The 24,182-nt window shown below is 36.6% G+C and carries 26 protein-coding genes; all 26 read left to right on the top strand.

Annotated elements, in window-relative coordinates; all coding sequences use genetic code 11:
- The first annotated feature begins 19 nt into the window (after positions 1-19).
- The 26 genes from flhA to ispG all read left to right on the top strand — a co-directional run bounded on the left by flhA (position 20) and on the right by ispG (position 24,180).
- Positions 20-2,056 carry a flagellar biosynthesis protein FlhA gene (gene flhA, locus KQI83_RS05205; RefSeq protein ID WP_216555218.1) on the top strand — a complete coding sequence of 679 codons (2,037 nt, stop codon included), beginning with the start codon at positions 20-22 and terminating at the stop codon, positions 2,054-2,056.
- Positions 2,053-3,333: a flagellar biosynthesis protein FlhF gene (flhF, locus tag KQI83_RS05200; protein ID WP_216555217.1), complete on the top strand. Its 1,281-nt coding sequence runs from the start codon at positions 2,053-2,055 to the stop codon at positions 3,331-3,333. Before flhA ends, flhF begins: the two co-directional genes overlap by 4 nt.
- A 3-nt stretch (positions 3,334-3,336) precedes the next feature.
- A complete protein-coding gene (locus tag KQI83_RS05195; RefSeq protein ID WP_216555216.1) occupies positions 3,337-4,215 on the top strand; it encodes a MinD/ParA family protein in 879 nt (292 codons plus the stop codon).
- A 14-nt stretch (positions 4,216-4,229) separates the two neighbouring features.
- Complete coding sequence (locus tag KQI83_RS05190) at positions 4,230-4,970, top strand: flagellar brake protein (RefSeq protein ID WP_216555214.1); 741 nt, start codon at positions 4,230-4,232, stop codon at positions 4,968-4,970.
- A 4-nt stretch (positions 4,971-4,974) separates the two neighbouring features.
- On the top strand, positions 4,975-6,051 hold the full coding sequence (locus KQI83_RS05185; RefSeq protein WP_216555213.1) for a protein-glutamate methylesterase/protein-glutamine glutaminase: 1,077 nt from the start codon (positions 4,975-4,977) through the stop codon (positions 6,049-6,051).
- A 1-nt stretch (position 6,052) separates the two neighbouring features.
- Complete coding sequence (locus KQI83_RS05180; protein ID WP_216555211.1) at positions 6,053-8,146, top strand: chemotaxis protein CheA; 2,094 nt, start codon at positions 6,053-6,055, stop codon at positions 8,144-8,146.
- Positions 8,147-8,159: 13 nt separating this feature from the next.
- Entirely contained in the window at positions 8,160-8,621 is a 462-nt protein-coding gene (locus KQI83_RS05175) for a chemotaxis protein CheW (protein ID WP_216555209.1), read from the top strand.
- A gap of 87 nt (positions 8,622-8,708) precedes the next feature.
- Complete coding sequence (locus tag KQI83_RS05170; protein WP_216555207.1) at positions 8,709-9,329, top strand: chemotaxis protein CheC; 621 nt, start codon at positions 8,709-8,711, stop codon at positions 9,327-9,329.
- 13 nt (positions 9,330-9,342) lie between these two features.
- Positions 9,343-9,825 carry a chemotaxis protein CheD gene (locus tag KQI83_RS05165; RefSeq protein ID WP_216555205.1) on the top strand — a complete coding sequence of 161 codons (483 nt, stop codon included), beginning with the start codon at positions 9,343-9,345 and terminating at the stop codon, positions 9,823-9,825.
- A 13-nt stretch (positions 9,826-9,838) separates the two neighbouring features.
- Positions 9,839-10,132: a hypothetical protein gene (locus KQI83_RS05160; protein WP_216555203.1), complete on the top strand. Its 294-nt coding sequence runs from the start codon at positions 9,839-9,841 to the stop codon at positions 10,130-10,132.
- 20 nt (positions 10,133-10,152) lie between these two features.
- A complete protein-coding gene (locus KQI83_RS05155) occupies positions 10,153-10,917 on the top strand; it encodes a FliA/WhiG family RNA polymerase sigma factor (RefSeq protein ID WP_216555201.1) in 765 nt (254 codons plus the stop codon).
- Positions 10,918-10,937: 20 nt separating this feature from the next.
- Positions 10,938-12,539 carry a DUF342 domain-containing protein gene (locus KQI83_RS05150; protein WP_216555199.1) on the top strand — a complete coding sequence of 534 codons (1,602 nt, stop codon included), beginning with the start codon at positions 10,938-10,940 and terminating at the stop codon, positions 12,537-12,539.
- A gap of 14 nt (positions 12,540-12,553) precedes the next feature.
- Positions 12,554-12,868 (top strand): hypothetical protein, encoded by a 315-nt coding sequence (locus KQI83_RS05145; RefSeq protein WP_216555198.1) that lies wholly within the window; start codon positions 12,554-12,556, stop codon positions 12,866-12,868.
- A gap of 9 nt (positions 12,869-12,877) precedes the next feature.
- Positions 12,878-13,564: a DUF6115 domain-containing protein gene (locus KQI83_RS05140; protein WP_216555197.1), complete on the top strand. Its 687-nt coding sequence runs from the start codon at positions 12,878-12,880 to the stop codon at positions 13,562-13,564.
- A gap of 4 nt (positions 13,565-13,568) precedes the next feature.
- Positions 13,569-14,117 (top strand): hypothetical protein, encoded by a 549-nt coding sequence (locus KQI83_RS05135; RefSeq protein WP_216555196.1) that lies wholly within the window; start codon positions 13,569-13,571, stop codon positions 14,115-14,117.
- Between the two features lie 143 nt (positions 14,118-14,260).
- Entirely contained in the window at positions 14,261-14,995 is a 735-nt protein-coding gene (gene rpsB / locus KQI83_RS05130; RefSeq protein WP_216555195.1) for a 30S ribosomal protein S2, read from the top strand.
- An 88-nt stretch (positions 14,996-15,083) separates the two neighbouring features.
- Positions 15,084-16,016: a translation elongation factor Ts gene (gene tsf / locus KQI83_RS05125; protein ID WP_216555194.1), complete on the top strand. Its 933-nt coding sequence runs from the start codon at positions 15,084-15,086 to the stop codon at positions 16,014-16,016.
- Positions 16,017-16,231: 215 nt separating this feature from the next.
- Positions 16,232-17,242 (top strand): polysaccharide deacetylase family protein, encoded by a 1,011-nt coding sequence (locus KQI83_RS05120; protein WP_216555193.1) that lies wholly within the window; start codon positions 16,232-16,234, stop codon positions 17,240-17,242.
- A gap of 23 nt (positions 17,243-17,265) precedes the next feature.
- Positions 17,266-18,048: a polymer-forming cytoskeletal protein gene (locus KQI83_RS05115; RefSeq protein ID WP_216555191.1), complete on the top strand. Its 783-nt coding sequence runs from the start codon at positions 17,266-17,268 to the stop codon at positions 18,046-18,048.
- Position 18,049: 1 nt separating this feature from the next.
- Positions 18,050-18,745 carry a UMP kinase gene (gene pyrH, locus KQI83_RS05110; RefSeq protein WP_216555190.1) on the top strand — a complete coding sequence of 232 codons (696 nt, stop codon included), beginning with the start codon at positions 18,050-18,052 and terminating at the stop codon, positions 18,743-18,745.
- Between the two features lie 31 nt (positions 18,746-18,776).
- The gene (gene frr / locus KQI83_RS05105; RefSeq protein WP_216555189.1) at positions 18,777-19,331 is read left to right on the top strand and encodes a ribosome recycling factor; all 555 of its coding nucleotides are present in this window, start codon (positions 18,777-18,779) and stop codon (positions 19,329-19,331) included.
- A gap of 67 nt (positions 19,332-19,398) precedes the next feature.
- Positions 19,399-20,106 carry an isoprenyl transferase gene (locus KQI83_RS05100; protein ID WP_216555188.1) on the top strand — a complete coding sequence of 236 codons (708 nt, stop codon included), beginning with the start codon at positions 19,399-19,401 and terminating at the stop codon, positions 20,104-20,106.
- Positions 20,107-20,108: 2 nt separating this feature from the next.
- The gene (locus KQI83_RS05095; RefSeq protein ID WP_216555187.1) at positions 20,109-20,909 is read left to right on the top strand and encodes a phosphatidate cytidylyltransferase; all 801 of its coding nucleotides are present in this window, start codon (positions 20,109-20,111) and stop codon (positions 20,907-20,909) included.
- 13 nt (positions 20,910-20,922) lie between these two features.
- Positions 20,923-22,065 carry a 1-deoxy-D-xylulose-5-phosphate reductoisomerase gene (locus KQI83_RS05090; RefSeq protein ID WP_216555186.1) on the top strand — a complete coding sequence of 381 codons (1,143 nt, stop codon included), beginning with the start codon at positions 20,923-20,925 and terminating at the stop codon, positions 22,063-22,065.
- Position 22,066: 1 nt separating this feature from the next.
- Positions 22,067-23,101 carry an RIP metalloprotease RseP gene (rseP, locus tag KQI83_RS05085; protein ID WP_216555185.1) on the top strand — a complete coding sequence of 345 codons (1,035 nt, stop codon included), beginning with the start codon at positions 22,067-22,069 and terminating at the stop codon, positions 23,099-23,101.
- 11 nt (positions 23,102-23,112) lie between these two features.
- Complete coding sequence (ispG, locus tag KQI83_RS05080; RefSeq protein WP_216555184.1) at positions 23,113-24,180, top strand: flavodoxin-dependent (E)-4-hydroxy-3-methylbut-2-enyl-diphosphate synthase; 1,068 nt, start codon at positions 23,113-23,115, stop codon at positions 24,178-24,180.
- The last annotated feature ends 2 nt before the right edge of the window (positions 24,181-24,182 follow it).

The following is a 24,182-nucleotide window of genomic DNA, read 5'->3' as shown; positions in this document are numbered from 1 at the left end:
AGACAGAGGAGGAAAAAGCATGAAAAAGGCAGATTTGGGAGTGGCTATATATATATTGGCAGCCGTCATTTTCTTTATTGTTCCCATTCCTTCTATTTTATTAGATGTTATGCTGGCTTTTAATATTGCAGTTGCGTTAGTAATATTATTAAATGCATTATTTGTAAAGGAAGTGTTGGACATGTCGTTCTTTCCAACACTATTGTTGTTTACCACCATTTTTAGAATTTCGTTAAATGTTTCCTCTACACGTTTGATTTTAAATACGGGAGATCCGGGAAATGTCGTTCGAACTTTTGGTGAGTTCGTAGGTGGAAATGATTTAATTATCGGTGCAATTATTTTTGTAATCTTATTAATTATTCAGTTCGTAGTAATTAATAAAGGTTCTGAGCGAGTAGCAGAAGTAACAGCAAGATTTACATTGGATGCAATGCCAGGTAAACAGATGGCAATTGATGCAGACTTAAATACAGGTATTATTAATGAGAAACAAGCAAGGGAACGACGTGAAAAGATACAGCAGGAGTCAAGTTTCTTTGGAGCTATGGACGGTGCTACTAAGTATGTAAAGGGAGATGCCATGGCAGGTCTTATCATCACCTTTATCAACTTAGTGGGTGGTACTGCTATGGGAATGGTACGTCAGGGACTTGCAATTGGGGATGCGTTAAGTCAGTATGGAATCCTTACAATTGGTGATGGATTATCCAGCCAGATTCCTTCTTTATTAATTTCATTAGCAACAGGTATTCTTGTAACCAAGGCATCTAAGGAAGCTGATTTCAGTCAGGTATTGGTAAAACAGCTCTTTGGAATACCGAAAGTATTGTATATAGTAGGAGCAGTTTTAATTTTCTTAGGAATTACCACACCATTGGATTGGAAATTATTCCTTGCATTAGGTGTTGCATTTATTGTAACCGGTAAGAGCGTAGAAAAGAATATTGCCATTGAATCTATAGAAGAGGAAGTTGATACGGCAGAAGAACAGGCAGAAGAAATTCGAAAACCAGAAAATGTAAACTCGTTACTACAAGTAGATCCAATCGAATTAGAATTTGGATATGGTATTATTCCGTTGGCAGATGTTAGCCAAGGAGGAGACTTACTAGATCGTGTAGTTATGATTCGAAGGCAGATAGCCTTAGAATTAGGTATGGTAGTGCCGATTATTCGTTTGCGAGATAATATTCAGTTAAATCCAAATCAATATATTATTAAAATTAAGGGAATACAGGTAACCGAAGGAGAAATTCTTTTCGACCACTACATGGCTATGAATCCAGGGTTTGTAGAAGAAGAAATATCAGGTATACCAACCTTTGAACCTTCTTTCCACTTACCAGCATTATGGATTACAGAAAGTCAGCGAGAACGTGCGGAGAGTTTGGGATATACAGTTGTAGACCCACCATCTATTATTGCAACTCACTTGACAGAAGTTATCCGAAGTCATGTGGATGAACTATTAACAAAACAGGATGTACAGAATTTGATTAATAACGTAAAAGAAAATAATCCTGTATTAATCGATGAGTTAATACCAAAATTATTAGGAATTGGTGAAATACAAAAAGTTTTGCAGAATTTGTTGCGTGAGGGTATTTCAATACGAGATTTGCTTACAATTTTGGAAACTTTATCAGACCATGCTGCAACTACAAGAGATACCGATGTATTAACGGAGTATGCAAGACAAAGTTTGAAACGTGCAATTTCCAGTAAGTATTTCCCTGCAAATGAAGTTACCAGTGTAATTACATTGGATCCTAAAGTAGAGCAGGAAATTATGGCATCTGTAAAACAGACAGAACAAGGCGCATATTTGACATTAGATCCGGAAAAGACAAAAGCAATTATGGCTTCACTGGAAACAGAAATTGCAAAGTTGGAAAATCTCGGAAAAAATGCCATTATTATTACATCGCCAATTGTGCGAATGTACTTTAAGAAGTTAACAGAAGATTATTTTAAAGACTTAATAGTTGTTTCCTACAATGAAGTCGAGTCTAACATTGAATTACAATCAGTAGGGATGGTGAGCCTTTCATGACAATAAAGAAATTTCAGGGAAAAACAGAAGAAGAAGCGACCTTAAAGGCAAAACAGGAATTAGGTGTAGGAACCGTTATCATGAATGTAAAAGAAGTAAAACCGAAGGGGCTTTTTAAAGCATTCAAGAACAGTACTTACGAGGTAACGGCTGCAATAGAAGAAAATGAGAAGACTGCTCAGGTAAAGGCACCGGAAATGCCTAAAGTTGGGAAAATAGATGTTTCAGCGGATGAAGCAATTCGAATTCCTGCACCTGAACCGGTTAAAAAAGAAGAACCTAAAGAGCAAATAAAGGAAACCTCACAAACCGTAGAAAATATGTGGGCATCCTTAGAAGAAAAAATGAAAAATGAAACCAAGAAGGAAGTAGCAGCTGAAAATAATTTAGAAGAAAAGTTAGAAAGCTTACAGAACTTTTTGGAAAAGAAATTGGCACCGGAAGAGACAAAAAAGGAAGAATTACCGGAAGAACCAGAAGACGAAGGCTTTAAATTCATGAAAATGATTTACAGTGTTTTGTTAGAAAATGAAGTAGATGAAAAATATGTAAATCAGATTATAGATGAAGTTGAAACCGTAAGAAAAAAAGGTTCCAGTGTAGATCATATGCTTTCCAGCATTTATCAAAAAATGATATTAAAGTTTGGGCAACCCCAGCCAATAGAATTAGCGGAAAATGCACCAAAACTTGTATTTTTTGTAGGACCTACGGGAGTAGGAAAGACAACTACAATCGCTAAAATTGCTTCAAGATTTAAAGTGGAAAAAGGGAAAAAAGTAGCATTGTTAACAGCGGATACATATCGTATTGCGGCTGCTGATCAGCTTAGAACTTATGCCAATATTCTAGATACTCCGATTAAGGTTATTTATTCTCCGGAAGAATTAAATGATACATTAAAAGAATGGAAAGATTATGATTTGATTCTGATAGACACGGCAGGATTATCCCATAAGAATGAAGAACAGCGTAATGATATTAAAAATTTAATTACAGGCGCATCAGAAGAGTATGAAAAGGAAATTTATTTAGTGTTAAGTGCTACTACAAAATATCGCGATTTAAAAGATATTGTAGATGTATATCAAAAAGAGTTTAAATTCAAATTGATATTTACAAAGCTGGATGAAACAAACTGCTATGGAAATATGCTGAATATGAAATTATATACTGGGGCAGATTTATCTTATGTTACATATGGACAGAATGTGCCGGAGGATATAGAAGTTTTCAATATGCAGAAAATAGTAAAGATTCTGCTTGGAGGAAAATAATATATGGATCAGGCAGAGCAGCTAAGAAATATTGTAAAACAAAAAAATCAACAGCTTGTACCTAGTGCAAGAGTGATTACAGTTACCAGCGGAAAAGGGGGAGTTGGAAAATCAAACATAGCAGTAAATATGGCAATTCAGATGCAAAAATCCGGAAAACGAGTAATTATTGTTGATGCAGATTTTGGATTGGCAAATGTAGAAGTTATGTTTGGAACAATTCCTAAATATAATTTTGGAGATTTAATCTACCACGGTAAGAATATTCGTGATATTATAACAGTAGGACCAATGGGAATTGGATTTATATCCGGGGGTTCTGGAATTACAGGGGTAAATAATCTTACAAAAGACCAAATTGATTATTTGATTAGCAGTATGAAAGAATTAGATCAAATGGCAGATGTTATCATTATTGATACAGGAGCGGGAATCTCAGATAGCGTTTTGGAGTTTGTATTGGCAAGTCCGGAGATTATACTTGTAACAACACCGGAGCCAAGTTCTCTGACAGATTCTTATTCATTATTGAAGGTATTGTATCGAAATCCCGAATTTCAATGGAATGAAAAAAGAATTAAAGTGATTTCCAATCGAGTGGATTCCGTTGAGGAAGGCACTGCAATATTTAATAAGATAAATACAGTAGTAGAGCAGTTTTTGAATGGAAAATTAGAATATTTAGGAGTACTTCCACAAGATGCTATGTTAGAACGAGCAGTAAGGCAACAACAGCCTGTTGTTCTTTCTTATCCAGAGGCGAATGTATCCAAAGCTTTTGCAGTATTGACTGAAAATTTATTGGAAGAAAAAGATGTTCAATTTCAAATGAAAAAAGGAGTTGCACGATTATTTTCCAATTTGCTTCATAGAAGAAAGTAAAATAGAGGTGTGAAATGGTTTCCAATCTTATTAACATAGGAGATAAAATTGATATTCGAATTCTACAACAGGTAGAAAAAGAAAAGAACGAAGGTATTATGGCAAAAGTTTATAAAAGCCGCGTACAGAATATCAAAAAAGATAATCTGTTAGAGGTATCTATGCCGATTTATGCAGGGAAGATGGTAATACTTTCTGTTGGAATTCGCTATGAATGCATTTTTTATACAAAAAACGGACTATACCGCTGCGTTGCTCAGGTGAAGGAGCATTATAAAGTGGATGGACTGTACATGCTTTTATTGGAGCCTAAAAGTCCATTAGAGAAGTTCCAGCGAAGAGAGTATTTTCGTTTTGAATGTGCCATGGATATTGAATATTATAAAATCACAGAAGATGAAGCAAAAATAGAAGAAATAGAAGAATTAAAACGTCATCATAAAGAATATGAACCGGAAATGGAAATAAACCATGCGATTGCTGTAGATTTAAGTGGTGGTGGGATTCGATTTATGGCAGAAGAAGAAGGGAAAAAGGGCGAATATCTGTTTATCAGTATGCTATTGAGAAGTTTGGATAATAATCAGTTATTGGAAATTGCAGGAAGAGTACTTTCCTGTAATAGAGTAGAGGGAGACAGGGGGAAGAAAAAATATGAATACCGAGTACAATTTTTAACAAGAGATCAGAAAAAACGAGAAGCAATCATAAAGTATATTTTTGAACAGGAGCGCAAAAATAGGCAAAAAGGATGATAATATGAAGAAGAATATTTTGGTTGTCGATGACTCTGCACTCATGAGAAGGGTTATATGTGATATAATAAACACAGATAGTATATTTCAGGCAAATGACGTATGTAGAGATGGCTTGGAGGCATACGAAAAATTAAAAACAACGAAATACGATGCAGTTGTTTTAGATGTAAATATGCCGCGAATGGATGGACTGGAATTACTAGAAAAATTGCAACAAGAGCATATTAACGCAACCGTTATTATGGTAAGCACCACTACGACAGAAGATGCAGAAGTGACCATGCTTGCAATGGAACGTGGAGCGGTTGATTTTGTTGCCAAACCATATAATATCATAGAGGCCAAAGGCGAAGATTTCAAACAAAAGTTGTTAAGTGTTCTACAAGCTGTATTGAAGAGTGGAAATGCACAAAAGAGTTTTACAGCACCAGCAAAACCGGTAGCGAAAACAGTAATAACAAAAAGTGTTTCCGCATCTAAATCAGCAGTAGCAGCGGGAAAGAAACTGGTAGCGCTGGCATGTTCCACAGGTGGACCGAAAGCACTTCAAAGTGTAATCCCATATCTTCCAAAGAATATGGATGCTCCAATGGTTTTAGTACAGCACATGCCGAAAGGGTTTACTAAGTCCATGGCAGAACGTCTGAATGAAATCAGTGAAATTTCCGTAAAAGAAGCAGAAGAAGGAGATATACTGAAAAAAGGATGGGTTTATATCGCACCAGGCGGAAAGCATATGGAAGTGGTAAAAGCAGGAGGCAGCGAACACAAGATTCATTTGAATGATGAACCTGCAATAGGTGGATTAAAGCCATGTGCCAACATTACATATGAATCATTGCGCACAACAGATTTTGACAAAATTGTTTGTGTAGTGTTGACTGGAATGGGAGCAGATGGAACAAAAGGAATTCTTTCCTTGAAAGAACAAAAGCCATTGCATGTAATAGCCCAAAATGCCGAAACGTGTGTAGTATATGGTATGCCAAAATCAATTGCAGAATCCGGCGTTGTAGACGAAGTGGTTCCATTAACGGAAGTAGCACCAACAATTATTAAGAACGTGGGGGTACATTAAAATGGATGTAAGCCAATATCTTGAAATTTTTATTGATGAAACAAATGAACATTTGCAGAACTTATCCGACTGCATTATGAGTCTGGAAAAAGATCCGGAAAATATGGATACGATTAATGAGATTTTCCGTGCAGCACATTCATTAAAAGGAATGGCTGGTACAATGGGATTTAAGCGTATGCAGCACTTGACTCATGATATGGAAAATGTATTCCAGGAAGTGCGCAGTGGAAATATGAAGGTTACCAGCGGATTGGTAGACGTATTATTCCAATGCTTAGATGCAATTGATGCATATTTGGAAAACGTAAAAGAAAGTTCAGATGAAGGAACAGAAGACAACGAAGCAATCATTCAGGAATTGAATGATATCTTAGCAGCAGAGACCGGAAGTGCACCGGAAGAAAAAGCTGCACCGGCAGAAGAAAAGAAAGAAGAGCCGGCAGCACAGAATGGATATGAAAAGAAATATCAGAATGCAGAATTATCTGAAAAGGAAAAAGATGCCATTAAAAGTGCAGAAGAACGTGGCGCAAATGTATATGGTATCACAGTTTATATTCAGGAAGAGTGCTTGCTGAAAGCGGCTCGTGCATTTTTAGTGTTTAAAGCAGTAGAAGATTATGGTGATATTTTAGTATATTATCCAAGCTCTCAGGATATCGAAGATGAGAAGTTTGAGAATGATTTCAGCTTTTTCTTGGAAACAGAAGCACCATTAGAGAAAATTATAGAAGTATCTAAGACGGTTTCTGAAATTGCAGAAGTGGTAGGAGAAAAAGTAACATATAATGACTTAATTGCCGCTGCAGAGAAAAAGGAAACAGCAGAGGCAGCACAAACGACTCCGGCACCTACAGAAAAGGCAGCACCTGCACCAACCCAGCAAAAAGCAAAAGCAGCACCTGCTAAAAAGCAAAATGGAGGAAAGCCTGTTACAAACCGTACTGTGCGTGTAGATATTGAAAAACTGGATGCATTAATGAATCAGGTAAGTGAGTTGATTATTGCTAAAAACTCATTGGTATCAATCAGCAGTACAGAGGGAAGCAGTTTACAGAGTCAGACTTTCCATGAACAGATTGAATATCTGGAAAGAATCACAACAAACTTGCATGAATCTGTCATGAAAGTGCGAATGGTACCTATTGAAAGTGTAGTTAATAAGTTCCCTCGTATGATTCGTGATTTATCTAAGAAATTAAATAAAGAAATGGAACTGGTTATGACTGGTGAAGATACAGAGCTTGACAGAACAGTTGTAGACCAGATTGGAGATCCATTACAGCATTTACTTCGTAATTCAGCAGACCATGGACTGGAGAACGCTGATGTGCGTGCAAAACGAGGAAAACCAGAAAAAGGAACTATCTGCCTGAATGCATTCCAGGAAGGAAATAACGTTATTATCGAAGTAAGTGATGACGGTAACGGAATCGATACAGAACGTGTTAAAGCAAAAGCTGTTGAACGTGGTTTGGTTACACCGGAACAGGCAGAAGCACTGAGCCAGAAAGAAATTATTGATTTCTTGTTCATGCCAAGTTTTTCCATGGCAAAACAAATCACAGATATTTCCGGTCGTGGTGTAGGACTTGATGTTGTAAAGTCAAATATCGAAGCATTAGGCGGAGATGTTGAAGTTAAGAGTGTATTAGGCGAAGGAACAAAATTCATTGTAAGATTACCATTGACACTTGCGATTATTCAGGCTTTGATGGTAGAAGTACACGATGAAAAATATGCAATTGCATTAGGTTCTATTCAGACAATTGAAGATATACCTGTTAGCGAAATTAAGTATGTACAAGCCAAAGAAGTAATCCATATTCGTGGTTCTGTTATTCCGTTAATTCGCTTGGAAAAGATTTTGGATATGGAACCGTCAGAGGAAGAAAAAGAAAGCTTAACAGTTGTTATTGTTAAGAAAGGTGAAAAATTCGCTGGACTTGTAGTAGATAATCTGATGGGACAGCAAGAAATTGTTATCAAATCTATTGGAAAATATATTAACAACAATAAGATTATTAGCGGCGCAACAATCCTTGGTGATGGTGAAGTGGCATTAATCTTAGATGCAAATGCATTGATGTAGGGGGTGCGCAAACATGGCAAGCAATGTAGCAGTATTAGAAAACGATAGAAAACAGTATATTGTAGTAAAAATTGGAAGCGAACAGTATGGAATAGATATTAGTTATGTAGATAATATTGTTCGAATGCAAAAAATCACAAGAGTACCAAAGGCACAGAATTATTTTCCGGGCATTATCAATCTGCGTGGAGAAGTGGTCCCGGTTATGAGCATCCGTACCAAGATGGGATTAGAGCCAGATCAGTTCACAGATGCTTCCAGAATCATTATTTTAAAGGTTGAACAACAGGGTTCACTTGGAATCATCATCGATGAAGTGAAGGAAGTTGTAACATTAGGCGAAGATGAAATTGACAAGGTAGCCAGTGCAAAAGATGAAAAGAGCAACTTCATCAATGGAATCGGAAAACACGGCGAAGAATTAATTTCACTCTTTGATATTAATGCAATTATTGATGAAAAAGAAAATTCATAAATAAGCTTTTGGAAAATGAAAGGCTGTTGCAGAAGCGTTAAAACGTGGGCAACAGCCTGTTCCTAATAAAGTAGAAATGGAGACAGTATGGCTAAGTTTGATTTGAATCAAGTAAATGACATGTACGTTGACGTGTTGAGAGAGATAGGAAACATAGGTGCAGGAAACGCAACAACAGCAATATCCAATATGCTTAATTTAAAAGTAAATATGGATGTACCGAAAGTTGAACTTTTGACATTTCAGGAACTTCCGGCAGCAATTTCTGCAGAAGAAGAAACCATTGCAGGAATTTACCTGGAAGTAGAAAGTGACATCAGCGGGAGTATGATGTTTTTATTAAAAATGGATTCAGCCCATTATTTAGTAAATCGCTTAATGGGAAGACCGGATGATTACAATGAAGAATTTAATGAAATTGACTTGTCGGCATTAAAGGAAATTGGAAATATCATTTCAGGTTCCTATTTATCAGCGTTATCTACGATGACAAATATGTGTATTACATCATCTGTACCATACCTTGCAATTGATATGGCTGGAGCAATTTTAAGTGTACCGGCAATACAGTTTGGTCAGTTTGGAGATAATGCTCTTTTGATTGAAACAGAATTTGGGGATGATGTGAAAATACAGGGATTTTTCATATTACTACCTGATATTGATTCATATGATAAGATATTAACATCTTTAGGAATCCAAATATAAGGAGTGCAGGTATATGGCTACAATTAAAGTAGGAATGGCAGACTTGAATATATGCAAATCGCCAGATATGATTACAACGCTGGGACTTGGTTCTTGTATTGGAATAGCATTGTATGATCCCGTAACGAAAATCGGAGGGCTTGCGCATATTATGTTGCCAGATAGTACACAGATGAGAAATAATACCAATATTGCAAAATTTGCAGATACAGGAATTGAAGAACTGGTGAAAAGAATGGTAGCTGCGGGAGCAAGTAAGAGCAGATTGGTTGCTAAAATAGCAGGCGGGGCAAAAATGTTTGAAGTAAGTGGACTTTCTGCGATAGGTAACGTTGGAGAAAGAAATGCACTTGCATCTAAGGCAAAATTAAAACAAATGGGAATTCCATTAAAAGCAGAAGATACCGGATTAAATTATGGTCGAACAGTAGAGCTTTATACAGAAACAGGAGAATTCCGTATTAAGTCCGTAGGAAAAACAGTAAAAACAATTTAAAGGATGATGACAAATGAAAACAAAGCAAGTACCAGCAATGATTATGCTGATTGCCGGTTTGGTAGTTAGTATTGTTGCTGTTATAACACATATGGAAACAATGCAGTTTTTGAAAATTCTTGTGATTGTCCTAATCGTATTTTATATTGCGGGCTGCGTTGTAAAAGTAATTTTAGATAAGAACTTCAAGGAAGAGGTAGAAGATGCCGGGTCGGAGACAGAGGCTGAAGAAAGTGAAACGGCTGGAGAAAGTGAAGAAACTGTGGAAAAAGCACAGGGAACACAAGAAGCACAGGCCGAGAAATAACCAAATCTTGGGGGCTTTAAATGAAAACAACAGAAAGAGAAAAATTATGGGAAGAGTTTTTTAAAAATCCATCAGCAGAGTTACGAGAGCAAATTATCGTGGAGTATGCACCGTTAGTAAAGATTGTAGCGGGAAGACTGAGCATGTATTTAGGATATAATGTGGAATACGATGATTTAGTAGGATATGGAATTTTTGGATTGATAGATGCAATTGATAAATTCGATATAAATAAAGAAGTAAAATTTGAGACATATGCAAGCCTTAGAATTCGTGGTTCTATTTTAGATCAAATTCGTAAAATGGATTGGATTCCAAGGACAGTAAGGCAAAAACAAAAGAAGATTGACGAAGCGATTCGCAAAATAGAAACAGAAACAGGAAGAAATGCTCAAGACGAGGAAATTGCCAGGGAGATAGGAGTAAGCGAAGAAGAACTGAATAATTGGCAATCCCAGTTAAAAATAACGAATCTTGTTTCTTTAAATGAATATGTAGATCAAGGATTGGAACCGGTAATGGATGCCAGAGGAAATTCACATTTTGCACAGCCGGAAGATGCTGTCGCAGAAGAGGAATTGAAAAGGGTATTAGCACAATCCTTAGAGGTATTAACAGAGAAAGAACAAAAGGTTATCACACTATATTATTATGAAAATCTTACTTTAAAGGAAATCAGCAATATTTTAGAAGTGTCGGAATCGCGTGTTTCACAGCTTCATACAAAGGCACTAACCAAAATGAAAAAAGTAATGGGACCTTATATGGAGATATTAACGGATTAATAGAAATCGTGGAGGAGATTATGGAAGGTAGAAATGGATATTTCAAGTTGGATATGAGAGAAACAGGAGTGTTTCTCGTAGTATATGCCCCGGAAGAAGAGGGAAAACCGGTAGAAATTAAAGAAGTCATTGCGTACCTTGATGAAAAGAAATTTGATAAGTATGATTTAAAAGCAGTGAATAGTGCTGTAAATAGCGAAAAGGATTCAGAAGAAGTTTATATTGGTGAATGGAACGGGCTTTATGAAAATGAAACAATGGAAGTAAATGTCTCAAGTGATAAAATGATGGCATTTTGTCGGTTTTATCCTCCATCCAATAATGGAAAAAACATGACAGAAGAAGATATTCTTAGTGAATTAAGAATGTTAAAAATCATTGTGGGTATTCAGGAAGAAGAAATAAAGAAATTTCTAAAAGAAAGAAAATATTGTACCAATTATGTTTTAGCAAAAGGAAAACCACCGGTAAATGGAACAGATGCTACAATTGAGTATTTTTTTAATACAAATCCTAATTTGAAACCAAAGAAAAATGAAGATGGTACCGTAGATTATCATGATTTAAATACCATTAGCAGAGTAGAAAAAGGACAAGTTTTGGCAAAACTGCATGAAGCTGTCAAAGGATGTGCAGGACAGGATGTTTTCGGAACTCCAATTCCGGCAAGACAGGAAAAAAACAAAAAGTTAGAATATGGAAACAATATCTCCATATCAGAAGATAAAACGGAGATTTATTCAGAAGTGACAGGACATGCAAGCCTGGTAAATGGAAAAGTGTTCGTGTCAGATGTTTTTGAAGTGACGGCTGATGTAGATAATACTACCGGTGATATTACATATGATGGAAATGTTTCTATAAAGGGAAATGTAAAAAGTGGATTTTCTGTAAAAGCAAAAGGCGATATTGTTATAGATGGAGTAGTAGAAGGCGCAGTACTTTTTGCAGGTGGTCAAATCATAGTAAAGCGTGGAATCCATGGAATGAATAAGGGAAAAGTTGAAGCAAAAGGAAACATTATTACAAAATTCATTGAAAATGCTACGGTTATATCAGAAGGATTTATTGAGGCTGGTTCTATTTTACATAGTCAGGTTTCGGCAGCCACCGAGATACGCGTAAGCGGGAAGAAGGGATTTGTTACAGGTGGTGTAATTCGTGCGGGAAGTTTAGTAGAGGCACAGACTATCGGTTCTGATATGGGAACTATCACAAGGATTGAAGTGGGAGTTGCGCCAGAGGTAAAAGAAAGATATAATTTCTTACAGAAGCAGATATTAGATACAAATAAGGAACTGGAAAAACTAAAACCGATTCTTGTGAATTACAGTGAGCGAGTAGCAAAAAAAGAAAAAATTAATCCTGCCACAATCGCACAGGTACAAACTGTAGCCAAGACCTATAAGGAAAAACAGGAAGAAATAGTAAAGGTTCGTGAAGAATTTGTAAAGCTTCACGAAGAAATTCAGTTAGAAACAGATGCAAAAGTAAATGTAAAGGGAAGCGTTTATCAAGGTGCTTCCATTACGATATCTGATGTTAGCTATAATGTAAAAGGCACAGTATCTCATTCAAAGTTTGTGAAAAAACAAGGTGAGATAGTGGTAAAACCGTTATAGAAGGAGTTGATTAGATGTCAATCAGACCTGTTGAATTTAATGGAATGATTCAAAGAACACAAGATGTTAGTACGCTGAAACAAAATGAGGACAATAAACCCTTTATGGAGCAGCAAAATATTCAGACACAGTTTAGTAAAGAAACGATACATCATATGAAGCAGGTTACTCATGCAGATGATGCAGAAAATCAGCAAAAGCGTTACGATGCCAAAGAAAAGGGAAGTAACGAATATGTAAACCAACAAAAGAAGAAAAACAAGGAAAAAAAGAAAGACGGAAAGGTGATAGAAAAGTCTGTAAAAAGCGGATTTGATATCAAGATATAGGTAGAAGTTATGACAGCAATAGAAATTGTTTTAATCGTAATAGGTGTTATTATGATGGTTGCCAGCTTTTTTGTCATGGAGAAACTCTCGAATAAAGAAGTAAGCAAGATGGCTGAACTAAGTTCGGAAGAAATACAGCGTATCATGGATCGCAGTATGAAAGATGCAGAACAAAAAATTAGTGATAGAATTGACGAGGTAATTGAAGAAACTATAGAACAGTCGAAGGAAGAAGTAGAACGTGCTTTAGATAAAGAAACAAATGAGAAAATCAAAGCAATCAGTGAATACTCAGATACAGTATTGGAATCTATCAATAAAACCCACAATGAAGTTATGTTCTTGTATAGCATGCTAAATGATAAACATTCTGAGTTGACAACATATGCCGGAAAAATGGCACAGTTAGCAATTCATTTAGAAGAATTGCAGGGAAACATAGAACAGACCATTGAAAAATCACAGGAATTTTTAGAACAACCATTAGAAAAAAGTGAACCGTCCGAAGAAACAGCAAAAATTATCGAAGAGATAGAGGAAAAAACAGAACAGCAAGTACAGGAAAAAAATCAGAAACAACAGATTTTACAAATGCATAAAGATGGAATGGATGCTGTGGAAATTGCAAAAGAACTGGATATGGGAGTTGGAGAAGTAAAATTGATAATAGGATTGTTCAGAGAGGAAGATATATAATACTATGAAACTGAAATATTATTTACGCGGACTTGGTGTTGGAATTATCTGCACAGCTATTATTATGGGAATTGCTTTATCAGGAAAAGAAAAAGAAAAATTAACAGATGCCGAAATCATAGAACGGGCGAGACTTCTTGGTATGGTTATGGAAGAAAAACAAGAGGAAACGCCAAATGATACAAATGACCAGGAAGAAAATGCTTCCGATAAAGCGGAAGATGGAACAGAGGATGGAGCAGAAGAAAATAATAGCCAGGATAATACAATTCCTCAAGTTCAAGACGAAGGACAAATTCTTCCGGATGAGTCACAACAGCAGCCGGTGGCAACAGAACCGGAGATAAAGACCATTGACGTATTGCCGGGAGAATATTCAGATGTGGTAAGTCAAAAATTATTTGAAGCCGGATTAATACCTGATGCGACAGCATTTAACAAGTATTTAACAGATTCAAAGCAAGATGAAAATATTATGGTTGGAACCTATCAAATTCCTATGGGAGCAAGCCAGGACGAAATTATTAAAATTTTAAGCGAAAAAGCACAATAAGTATTGTCAGAAGAAATTCTTTGTGATATAATCTTTGAGGCAATTAATCAAAAAACACATATGTGGACTGAAAAGCCGGTGCCCTATCGGTAGCTTTTTGGTAAGAAGCGTATGGAAGAATTTAACCAATGGAGGTAAGAAAAATGGGCGTTATTTCAATGAAACAGTTATTAGAGGCAGGTGTTCATTTCGGACATCAGACAAGAAGATGGAATCCTAAAATGGCTCCATACATCTACACAGAAAGAAATGGTATTTATATCATTGACTTACAGAAGTCTGTAGGAAAAGTTGATGAAGCTTACAAGGCAGTTTCTGATATCGCAGCAGAAGGCGGTACAATTCTTTTCGTTGGAACAAAGAAACAGGCACAGGATGCTATTAAGGCAGAAGCAGAGCGTTGTGGAATGTTCTATGTTAACGAGAGATGGTTAGGTGGCATGTTAACAAACTTCAAGACCATTCAGAGCCGTATTGCAAGATTAAAAGCAATCGAAACAATGGCAGAAGACGGAACTTTCGATGTATTACCTAAGAAAGAAGTTAATGAATTAAAGAAAGAATGGGATAAGTTAGAAAAGAACCTTGGTGGAATCAAGGATATGAAGAAGATTCCAGATGCTATCTTCGTTGTAGACCCTAAGAAAGAAAGAATCTGCGTACAGGAAGCACATACATTAGGAATTCCACTTATCGGTATTTGTGATACAAACTGTGACCCAGAAGAATTAGATTATGTAATCCCAGGTAACGATGATGCTATCCGTGCAGTAAAATTAATCGTTGCTAAAATGGCAGATGCTGTTATCGAAGCAAATCAGGGAACAATTGAAACAGATGAAACTTTTGCAGAAGAAGAAGTAAACGAAGAAGCATAAGAATCTGTAATATTAGATTAGAATGTAAGAGGACAGACAGCTTTGCCTGTCCTCAATTAAAAGATAGGATTTTATGGAGGAGATTAAGATGGCTATTACAGCAGCAATGGTAAAAGAATTAAGAGAAGCAACTGGCGCAGGAATGATGGATTGCAAGAAAGCTTTAAATGAAACTAATGGAGATATGGAAGCAGCAGTTGAATTCTTAAGAAAAAATGGACAGGCAAAGGCAGAAAAGAAAGCTGGTAGAGTAGCAGCAGAAGGTCTTTGTGCAGTTGTAATGAAAGATGATAAGACAGCAGCAGTTGTAGAAGTTAACTCCGAAACAGACTTCGTTGCTAAAAATGAAACTTTCCAGGAGTTCGTAAGTGCAGTTGCAAAACAGGCAGTAGAATCTGACGCAGCAGATATTGATGCATTTATGGCAGAAAACTGGAATGCAGATACTTCTAAGACTGTAAAGGATGCATTGATTGAAAAAGTTGCAGTAATCGGTGAAAATCTTACAATCAGAAGATTTGAAAAGGTTGTTGCAGAAAACGGATGCGTTGTTTCTTATGTACATGGTGGCGGTAGAATCGGCGTTGTTGTTGAAGCAGAAACTTCTGTTGTAAATGATACAGTAAAAGAAGCTTTAACAAACATTGCAATGCAGATTGCAGCTTTAAATCCAAAGTATGTTTCTGAAAATGAAATCAGTGATGAATATAAGAAACATGAAGAAGAAATTCTTCGTGCTCAGATTATGAACGATCCAAAAGAATCCCAAAAACCAGAAAAAGTTATTGATGGAATGATTAAAGGACGTTTGAATAAAGAATTTAAAGAAATCTGCTTATTAGATCAGGTTTATGTAAAAGCTGAAGACGGAAAACAGTCCGTTGCAAAATACTTAGAGCAGGTATCTAAAGAAGTTGGAACAACTGTTAGTGTTAAGAAGTTTGTTCGTTTTGAAACAGGCGAAGGAATTGAAAAGAAAGAAGAAGATTTCGCAGCAGAAGTAGCAGCACAGTTGAAATAATTAGTGATGAACCCAAAGGAGCATTCCATATAAAGTGGAGTGCTCTTTTTTCATGTAATAGGAAATTATATCCTATTGCAAAAAAACGCTTCGCTTATAAAAAGATAAATTTTCAGAATATTTTGAAAAAAAAGCGAAAAAATAGTACATATTTTTTCGCATATTTTTAATGCGTTTTGAAAAAAATGTGTTACAATATCTTGGGAGGGCATTACATGGAAGATAAAGCAACTGGTGGATTACGGGAGCAACGTTTGCGTCGCCGAAGAATTAATAGAATCAAAAGTACAATTGTAATGACGTTGGCATTGTGGGTACTAATGTCAATGATATTGATTGTTACATTATTGGTAAAATTATTTTCGTTAGAAAGCAAAGTAGATAAGATAGCGGAATCAATGATTTCAGCTGAACAGATAGCGGAAAGCGGAGATACAAAAAGTGCATCGGTTCCGGAAAAAGAGCAAACACAAGATAGTACTTTGCCACAGGAGAATGGGGCAGATACTACGGATGTTCAGAGTACGGAGGCTAATACAGATGCGCAAATACAGGCGCAGGCAAACACTGGAAATAAGAAGGTAGAAGGACAAACTCAGAAGGTATATCTTACGTTTGATGATGGGCCAAGTGAAAATACCGCTAAGATTTTGGACATTTTAAAAGAAAAAAATGTCAAAGCAACCTTTTTTGTAATAGGAAAGGAAGATGAAGAATCAAAAGCACTGTATCAGCGAATAATTGCAGAGGGACATACATTGGGAATGCATTCATTTACGCATAAGTATAGTGTAATATATGATTCTTTGGATGCTTTTGAAGAAGATGTGAATCATTTGCGTAGTTATCTTGCGGAGATAACAGGTGTAGAGCCGAATATCATGCGTTTTCCTGGAGGAAGCAGCAATCAGGTAAGCAATATTGATATGACGGAATTTATTCGTTATCTGAATCAGGAAGGAATTACATACTATGATTGGAATGTAGCCAGTGGAGATGCAACCAGCCAGGCATATACAGCAGATGAATTGGTTCAGAATGTTATTACAGATGTAGAAAAGTATGATACATCAATTGTTTTGATGCATGATGCAGCTACAAAAGGAACTACGGTTGATGCGTTAGGACCGATGATAGATCAGTTACAGGCAATGGGCGTTGAATTACTGCCTATTGATGAAAATACAAAGCTGATTCAGCATATACCAGCTGACAGTGTAAAGTAAAATAAAATTATGGAGGTACATATATGAGTTTTTTTAAAGATTTTAAGGACGACCTTTCACAGGCAGTCAATGAATTAATGCCAGGGGAAGAAGTAAAAGAAGAAGAGAAAAAAGAAGAACAGGAACAGGCAGATACTGGTGTAAATACATTGGAAGAAGAAGTAGATGTAAAGTCTGAACTGGAAAAGTTAGAAGGACTTTTTGAAAAAGTAGATGAAACTGAAGAAACATTGGAAAGTGTAATTGAAAAGAATCAGAAAGAAGAAGCAGCAAAAACAGTAGAAGAAACAAAAACGGAGGAAAAAACTGTGAATACTGAAACAACAGATAATATGCCAAAAGAAGTATCAGATGAAGTAACTATTATTACCGAAGGAACATCTTTAACAGGTAATTTGGAATCAACAGGATCTTTTGAATTACGCGGGAAAATTGATGGAAATGTTCATTGTAATGGAAAAATGACAGTAACTGGTAGCATCAAAGGTAACTCTGATGCAGCTGAATTTTTCGCAGATGCAGCAAAAATCGAGGGTGAAATTACAACAACTGGAACAGTAAAAATCGGTCTTGGTTCCGTAGTAATTGGTAATATTTCTGCTTCCAGTGCAGTTATTGCAGGTGCAATCAAAGGTGATATCGATGTACAGGGACCAGTAGTGGTAGATACTTCTGCAGTTGTTATGGGAAATATCAAATCTCGTTCTGTACAGATTAACAATGGAGCAGTTATCGAAGGATTCTGTTCTCAGTGCTATGCGGATGTAGATGTAAACAGCCTTTTTGATGAAAAGAAGGGTTTATAGGATGAAAAGAATATTATTAAAGTTAAGCGGTGAAGCCTTAGCTGGTGAAAAACATACTGGTTTTGATGAGCCTACTGTTACAGAAGTGGCAAAACAGGTAAAAAAGCTTGTAGATGCAGGAACAGAGATTGGAATTGTAATTGGTGGCGGCAATTTCTGGCGTGGAAGAACAAGCGAGACAATTGACAGAACCAAGGCAGACCAGATAGGTATGTTGGCAACAGTTATGAATTGCATTTATGTATCAGAAATATTCCGCTCTGTTGGAATGATGACACAAGTACTGACACCTTTTGAATGTGGTTCTTTTACAAAGTTATTCTCTAAGGATAGAGCAAACAAATATTTTGGCAAAGGAATGGTATGCTTTTTCGCTGGCGGAACAGGTCATCCTTATTTTTCAACCGATACAGCAACCGTTTTGCGCGCAATTGAAATTGAAGCAGAAGGAATTTTCCTGGCAAAAGCAATTGACGGTGTGTATGACAGTGATCCGAAGGTAAATCCAAATGCAGTGAAATATGACGAAGTATCTATACAGGAAGTTATTGACAAGAAACTTGCGGTAGTAGATTTGACTGCTTCTGTTATGTGTATGGAAAATAAGATGCCAATGTATGTATTTGGATTGAATGAAGAAAATAGCATTGTAAAGGCAGTAAGTGGTGAATTTTCAGGAACGAAAGTTACTGTTTAAAATAACAATATAATCTTTGGAGGATTTTTTTATGGATGAAAGATTACAACAGTATGATAATAAGATGCAAAAATCATTGCAGAACTTATTGGAAGAATATAGCTCAATCAGAGCAGGACGTGCTAATCCGCATGTTTTAGATAAACTTAAGGTTGATTATTACGGAACTCCAACAGGAATTCAGCAGGTTGCAAATGTTTCTGTTCCAGAACCTCGTATGATTCAGATTCAGCCATGGGAAGCAAACATGGTACGAGAAATCGAAAAGGCGATTATGAGTTCTGATTTAGGAATCAATCCAACAAACGACGGAAAAGTAATTCGTTTAGTATTTCCGGAACTGACAGAGGAACGCAGAAAAGAATTAGCAAAGGATGTTAAGAAAAAGGGCGAAAATGCAAAAGTAGCAATTCGAAATATCCGAAGAGATGCAAATGATGCGTGGAAAAAACTTGGAAAATCCAATGAAGTTTCAGAGGATGAAGTAAAACAGTTAGAAGATGATGTACAGAAACTGACAGATAATTATATTGTCAAAGTAGATAAAGCGGTAGATGAAAAAACAAAGGAAATTCTTACCGTATAAGATTTCAGGGGACATGACATTAGTTCGTGTCCCTTTTGAATCGTAGGAAAATACAGGAGGTGGAAGTATGAATGTTCCACAGCATATAGCAATTATTCTGGATGGAAATGGTCGTTGGGCAAAACAGCATGGAATGCCAAGAAACTTCGGACATACACAAGGGGCAAAAAACGTAGAAACCATATGTCGGGAAGCGTGGAACCTTGGTGTAAAATATTTGACGGTGTATGCATTTTCCACAGAAAATTGGAGTCGTCCCAAAGAAGAAGTAGATGCGTTAATGAAGCTATTGCGCAATTACATGAAAAATTGCATTAAGACAGCGGAAAAGAATCATATGCGGGTTCGTATTATTGGTGACAAATCAAAATTAGATGCAGATATTCAAGAAAGTATCGCAAAGCTTGAAGAAGCATCAAAGGATCAAGATGGTTTAAACTTTCAAATTGCGATTAATTATGGAAGTAGAGATGAGATGCTTCGCGGTATGCGAAAAATGCTGAAAGAGTATCAGGAAAATCCATTTCCGGTAGAAGAATTGGACGAGGAGAAATTTCAAAGTTATTTAGATACCGCAGATATACCGGATCCGGATTTGTTGATTCGTACCAGTGGTGAACAGAGAATTTCAAATTACCTGTTATGGCAATTAGCATATACAGAATTATATTTTACAGATGTACCATGGCCGGATTTTACGAAAAAGGAATTAGTAAAAGCTATCGAAGACTATAATAGTAGAGATAGACGCTATGGTGGGATAAAGGAGGAGTAAGATTGTTTAAAACACGCTTATTAAGTGGAATTGTATTAGTGGCAGTAGCACTTGCATTGATTATAACCGGTGGAAATGTATTACTGGCAGGTCTTACAAGTGTTTCACTGATTGGAGTATTTGAACTATACCGAGTATTTCAGATAGAAAAAACTTTGGTTGGAGCAGTAGGGTACATAGCTGTTGTTGTGTATTATGCTGATTTATTATGGAAATTTATACCAGACTCAATGATGTTTGTTTTGGGAACTTTAATTGTAATTATGGCAGTATATGTATTTTCTTTCCCAAAATTCAAGGCAGATCAGGTGTTTGCAGGATTCTTAGGAGTTTTTTATGTTGCAGTAATGCTGTCTTGTATTTACCAGACAAGAGAACTTCCGGCTGGCGCATACATTGTATGGCTGATTTTCTTGTGCTCCTGGGGATGTGATACTTGTGCATATTGTGTGGGAATATTAATCGGAAAACACAAAATGTCACCGAAATTAAGTCCGAAGAAGTCCGTAGAAGGTGCTGTTGGCGGAGTGCTTGGAGCAGCATTACTTACTATCATTTATGGATTTATTTTTAAGAATCAGATGGAAATTTCTACAGAATATATTTTTGTACTGGCAGGAATTAGTGCGGTAGGAGCTTTGATTTCTATGGTAGGAGACTTGGCTGCGTCAGCAATCAAACGTAACTACGACATTAAAGACTATGGAAAATTAATACCGGGACATGGTGGAATTTTAGACCGCTTTGATAGTGTTATTTTTACAGCACCGATTATTTATTATCTTGCATTGCATTTAATATAGACGAGGTTTAGATATGAAAAAAATTGCAATATTAGGTTCAACTGGTTCTATAGGAACACAGACGTTGGATGTGGTAAGAGAACAGGGGGATATTCAGGTAGTAGCTATGGCTGCCGGAAGAAATATTACACTGTTGGAAAAGCAAGTACGCGAATTTCATCCAAAACTTGTGGCTGTATGGGAAGAAAAAGACGCAAATGCCTTAAGAAATAATTTGCGTGACATAGAAGTCAACGTAGTATATGGAATGGAAGGGTTACTGGAAGTTTCAGTGATACCGGAGGCAGAGATACTAGTAACTGCAATTGTAGGAATGTTGGGAATACGACCAACCATTGCAGCAATTGAAGCAGGGAAGGATATTGCACTGGCTAATAAAGAGACTTTAGTGACAGCAGGTCACTTAATTATGCCTTTGGCAGCACGAAAAGGAGTTGCAATTCTTCCGGTAGATAGTGAACATAGTGCTATTTTCCAATGTTTGCAGGGAAAGGCAGATAATAAGATTCATAAAATTTTACTGACGGCATCAGGTGGACCTTTCCGTGGTAAAAAAAGAGAAGAACTTAGTAAGGTTCAGGTAGAAGATGCATTAAAACATCCAAATTGGTCTATGGGAAGAAAAATTACAATTGATTCAGCAACCCTTGTAAATAAAGGGTTAGAAGTGATGGAAGCAAAGTGGCTGTTTGGAGTAGAGCTAGAGCAGATTCAGGTAGTGGTACATCCACAGAGCGTCGTTCATTCCATGGTAGAATATGCGGATGGAGCAGTAATTGCACAACTGGGAACTCCGGATATGCGATTACCGATTCAATATGCACTTTACTATCCCAGCCGGAGAAATTTATCTGGCGAAAAACTGGATTTTTATCAGTTATCTAATTTGACCTTTGAAGCACCGGATACAGAAACTTTTACAGGATTAAAACTTGCAATTCAGGCAATGAAACAAGGTGGAAATGTTCCAACTATATTCAATGCAGCAAATGAAAAAGCAGTAGCATTATTTTTAAATCGAAAGATATCTTTTTTAGAAATACCGGAAATAATCGGTGAATCTATGGAAAATATTCAATATATTCAACAGCCTGATGTAGATAAGATTCTTGAGACAGAAGCAGAGACATACGCATTTATAGAGAGCAGGTGGTAGTATGAAAATTATTATAGCAATTTTAATCTTTAGCATTATTATATTATTCCATGAATTAGGACACTTTCTTTTAGCGAAAAAGAATGGAATTCGGGTAAATGAATTTTGCTTGGGATTAGGACCTACTTTAGTTGGCTTTACAAAAGGAGAAACAAAGTATTCTATTAAATTATTACCTTTTGGTGGAGCCTGCATGATGGAAGGGGAAGACGGTGACAGCTCAGACGAAGGAGCGTTTAATAATAAGTCTGTCTGGGCTCGAATCAGCGTTGTAGCGGCAGGTCCTGTGTTTAATTTTATTATGGCATGGGCATTTGCTTTAATTATTATGATTTGTGTAGGATATGACAAACCGGTAATTACAGATGTTATGGACGGATATCCGGCACAAGAGGCAGGACTTAAAGCAGGAGATGAAATCATTTCCCTAAATGGACATAAAGTTCATTTCTATCGTGAGGTCAGCATGTATTCTTTCTTTTATCCGGGAAAAGAGGTAAAAGTAGTATATGAACGTGACGGAGAAAAGCATGAAGTAACACTTCAGCCCAAGTTAGACAAAGAAACCGGAAACTATATGATGGGCATCACAGGTTCCCTTGTAAGAGAACGTGGCAATGTGGTAGAGACTTTTACACATAGCTTTTATGAAGTACGATACTGGATTAATTCTACGGTGGAAAGCCTACGACTTTTAATAACTGGTGGAGTTAGCGTAAATGATTTAAGCGGACCTGTTGGAATTGTAAAAAATATTGGAGACACTTATGATGCAAGTCAAAGTTCCGGAGGAGCTTATCTTGTATTTTTGAGTATGTTGAATATTTGTATTTTCCTTTCTGCCAACCTTGGAGTGATGAATTTATTACCAATTCCGGCATTGGATGGAGGACGCTTGGTATTTTTAATTATTGAAGCGATTCGTGGGAAACGAGTAAATCCAGAAAAAGAAGGTATGGTTCATTTTATTGGACTTGTAGCCTTGATGGCATTGATGGTATTTGTTATGTTTAATGACATTCGAAATATCTTTTAGGAGAATATCATATGGAAACAACAATAGTAAGAAAGAAAACCAAAGAAGTACAGATTGGAAACAAAAAAATAGGAGCAAATAATCCTATTTTAATTCAGTCTATGACAAATACAAAGACAGAAGACATCAAAGGAACCGTAGAGCAGATTAGAAAATTGACGGCAGCGGGATGCGATATTATCCGCTGTGCAGTACCAACCATGGAAGCTGCAAAGGTATTAGAGAAAATAAAAAAACAAATTACGATTCCGCTGGTTGCAGATATTCATTTTGATTATCGTTTGGCCATTGCAGCCATGGAACATGGAGCAGATAAAATTCGTATTAATCCGGGAAATATCGGCTCCAAAGAGAAAATAAAAGCTGTGATTGATGTGGCAAAGGAGCGACATATTCCGATTCGTGTCGGGGTAAACAGTGGTTCTTTGGAGAAAGACCTGATAGAAAAGTATCACGGAGTTACAGCAGAAGGAATTGTAGAAAGTGCTTTGGATAAGGTACATATCATTGAAGATATGGGATATGATAATCTGGTGATTAGTATTAAGTCTTCGGATGTTTTAATGTGTGTAAAGGCACATGAATTAATAGCAGACAAAACCAATTATCCATTACATGTAGGTATTACAGAATCAGGAACAGTTACCAGTGGAAATATTAAGTCAGCTATAGGACTGGGAATGATTTTAGGACAAGGAATCGGAGATACCATTCGAGTGTCCTTAACAGGCGATCCCCTTGAGGAGATTAAATCTGCAAAGATTATATTAAGAACGTTGGGACTTCGCAAAGGCGGTATAGAAGTAGTGTCTTGCCCTACCTGTGGAAGAACCCGAATAGATTTAATCGGATTAGCAAATAAAGTAGAAGATATGGTAGCGGATATTCCTTTAGATATAAAAGTTGCAGTAATGGGATGTGTAGTAAATGGACCGGGTGAAGCCAAGGAAGCCGATATCGGAATTGCAGGTGGAATCGGCGAAGGTCTGATTATCAAACACGGCGAAGTATATAAAAAAGTAAAAGAAGAAGAACTGTTAGAAGCTCTTCGATATGAGTTATTACATTGGAGTGAATAAGA

It is taken from the genome of Roseburia sp. MSJ-14, assembly GCF_018918225.1.
Classification (GTDB): Bacteria; Bacillota; Clostridia; order Lachnospirales; family Lachnospiraceae; genus Petralouisia.
Note: the sequence above shows the minus strand (reverse complement) of the source record. Positions and strands in the feature narration are given on the sequence as shown.

What these genes read in the sequence shown, in the direction of transcription:
- flhA (WP_216555218.1), top strand. Translation starts at nt 20, where the DNA reads ATGAAAAAGGCAGATTTGGGAGTGGCTATATATATATTGGCAGCCGTC.
- flhF (WP_216555217.1), top strand. Translation starts at nt 2,053, where the DNA reads ATGACAATAAAGAAATTTCAGGGAAAAACAGAAGAAGAAGCGACCTTA.
- KQI83_RS05195 (WP_216555216.1), top strand. Translation starts at nt 3,337, where the DNA reads ATGGATCAGGCAGAGCAGCTAAGAAATATTGTAAAACAAAAAAATCAA.
- KQI83_RS05190 (WP_216555214.1), top strand. Translation starts at nt 4,230, where the DNA reads ATGGTTTCCAATCTTATTAACATAGGAGATAAAATTGATATTCGAATT.
- KQI83_RS05185 (WP_216555213.1), top strand. Translation starts at nt 4,975, where the DNA reads ATGAAGAAGAATATTTTGGTTGTCGATGACTCTGCACTCATGAGAAGG.
- KQI83_RS05180 (WP_216555211.1), top strand. Translation starts at nt 6,053, where the DNA reads ATGGATGTAAGCCAATATCTTGAAATTTTTATTGATGAAACAAATGAA.
- KQI83_RS05175 (WP_216555209.1), top strand. Translation starts at nt 8,160, where the DNA reads ATGGCAAGCAATGTAGCAGTATTAGAAAACGATAGAAAACAGTATATT.
- KQI83_RS05170 (WP_216555207.1), top strand. Translation starts at nt 8,709, where the DNA reads ATGGCTAAGTTTGATTTGAATCAAGTAAATGACATGTACGTTGACGTG.
- KQI83_RS05165 (WP_216555205.1), top strand. Translation starts at nt 9,343, where the DNA reads ATGGCTACAATTAAAGTAGGAATGGCAGACTTGAATATATGCAAATCG.
- KQI83_RS05160 (WP_216555203.1), top strand. Translation starts at nt 9,839, where the DNA reads ATGAAAACAAAGCAAGTACCAGCAATGATTATGCTGATTGCCGGTTTG.
- KQI83_RS05155 (WP_216555201.1), top strand. Translation starts at nt 10,153, where the DNA reads ATGAAAACAACAGAAAGAGAAAAATTATGGGAAGAGTTTTTTAAAAAT.
- KQI83_RS05150 (WP_216555199.1), top strand. Translation starts at nt 10,938, where the DNA reads ATGGAAGGTAGAAATGGATATTTCAAGTTGGATATGAGAGAAACAGGA.
- KQI83_RS05145 (WP_216555198.1), top strand. Translation starts at nt 12,554, where the DNA reads ATGTCAATCAGACCTGTTGAATTTAATGGAATGATTCAAAGAACACAA.
- KQI83_RS05140 (WP_216555197.1), top strand. Translation starts at nt 12,878, where the DNA reads ATGACAGCAATAGAAATTGTTTTAATCGTAATAGGTGTTATTATGATG.
- KQI83_RS05135 (WP_216555196.1), top strand. Translation starts at nt 13,569, where the DNA reads ATGAAACTGAAATATTATTTACGCGGACTTGGTGTTGGAATTATCTGC.
- rpsB (WP_216555195.1), top strand. Translation starts at nt 14,261, where the DNA reads ATGGGCGTTATTTCAATGAAACAGTTATTAGAGGCAGGTGTTCATTTC.
- tsf (WP_216555194.1), top strand. Translation starts at nt 15,084, where the DNA reads ATGGCTATTACAGCAGCAATGGTAAAAGAATTAAGAGAAGCAACTGGC.
- KQI83_RS05120 (WP_216555193.1), top strand. Translation starts at nt 16,232, where the DNA reads ATGGAAGATAAAGCAACTGGTGGATTACGGGAGCAACGTTTGCGTCGC.
- KQI83_RS05115 (WP_216555191.1), top strand. Translation starts at nt 17,266, where the DNA reads ATGAGTTTTTTTAAAGATTTTAAGGACGACCTTTCACAGGCAGTCAAT.
- pyrH (WP_216555190.1), top strand. Translation starts at nt 18,050, where the DNA reads ATGAAAAGAATATTATTAAAGTTAAGCGGTGAAGCCTTAGCTGGTGAA.
- frr (WP_216555189.1), top strand. Translation starts at nt 18,777, where the DNA reads ATGGATGAAAGATTACAACAGTATGATAATAAGATGCAAAAATCATTG.
- KQI83_RS05100 (WP_216555188.1), top strand. Translation starts at nt 19,399, where the DNA reads ATGAATGTTCCACAGCATATAGCAATTATTCTGGATGGAAATGGTCGT.
- KQI83_RS05090 (WP_216555186.1), top strand. Translation starts at nt 20,923, where the DNA reads ATGAAAAAAATTGCAATATTAGGTTCAACTGGTTCTATAGGAACACAG.
- rseP (WP_216555185.1), top strand. Translation starts at nt 22,067, where the DNA reads ATGAAAATTATTATAGCAATTTTAATCTTTAGCATTATTATATTATTC.
- ispG (WP_216555184.1), top strand. Translation starts at nt 23,113, where the DNA reads ATGGAAACAACAATAGTAAGAAAGAAAACCAAAGAAGTACAGATTGGA.